This window comes from Vibrio sp. D173a (genome assembly GCF_030248475.1).
In genome coordinates this window covers 1-941 of sequence record NZ_JAHGAH010000290.1, presented here as the reverse complement: position 1 = coordinate 941, position 941 = coordinate 1, and the positions used below count along the sequence as shown (strand labels likewise).

At 40.2% G+C, this 941-nt stretch carries 2 protein-coding genes; one reads left to right on the top strand and one right to left on the bottom strand.

Translation table 11 applies throughout. The features are described 5' to 3' along the window. Nucleotides 1-283 precede the first annotated feature (283 nt). Entirely contained in the window at nt 284-481 is a 198-nt protein-coding gene (locus KIV40_RS24355; RefSeq protein WP_285351753.1) for a hypothetical protein, read from the top strand. A 122-nt stretch (nt 482-603) separates the two neighbouring features. On the opposite strand, the gene KIV40_RS24350 is transcribed toward KIV40_RS24355, so the two are convergent. Then, on the bottom strand, nt 604-941 hold a 338-nt coding region (locus KIV40_RS24350; protein WP_285351752.1), incomplete at its 5' end, for a lysozyme inhibitor LprI family protein.

Below are 941 nucleotides of genomic sequence, written 5' to 3'. Positions count from 1 at the left end.
AGAAGTTAGACCTAAAACTATCCAACTCTTTAGGTGAATCCATTGCCCCAAGTGCTATTCCTCAAGCCAGAAATAGGCAGATTTCGCTCTGATACACCCGTCGATTACATTGGTCACCGCTACTTAACAAATGCATTCGAACAAAGCACTTCACAACATCTATTATTAATTACTTCACTGGGTTGTGATGATAGTTGGCAATACCTTTCAGATCGTGCAAAAGAGGGTTTCGAAACGCAGTACGTGAAAAACACTCGCTGAAGCTTGGCTACAAAGCAGCAAATTGAATTACACGATTCTAAGATCTGGCGGGCTGAAAGATGGTGAGCCAACCCAGATAAGCGAGTTATCACAACATAAAGAAGTTCACGGCCCGATTACACGGGGAGAAGCCGCACGATTAAGCCATGAATTTCTGTTAAGAAATAATGCTAATGGTCAGATTTTCCAGTGTGTTGATCCCAGCATCGCAACTTGTTAACCACACCGGGTTATTAGCAAGTAAAAATTAGAAAGAATAGATGAAAAAAACCGCTTTAAATTTATTAATCGGGTTTTCTTATTACTTGATAGAAAGAGATTCCAACCCCTTTCATGCTTCCACTACCAGCCCTCATTTAGCTCTTTCGTGCGCTGAATAGTTTCTGTAATTAGGCAGTCGTGTAAATCCTCTAACCCACCAGAGCCACTTTCACTATGATAAAACATGTCACACTTAGCATCTCTGTATTGAATCCATAATCGTTGGGTTTTTCTTAAATCTTCTTTACGAAAATCTTGGATTCTCGCCATGTATTGCTTATAAGCCGTATTGAGCAACTTATCCCTTTTCGATAATTCCTCATTCATACATTTAACAACGGCTGGACTATAGGCTCCCAACGTATCAATGCACTGATCAAACTCTTTACTGTAATCGGCAAACGCAATGTTAAAGGAGG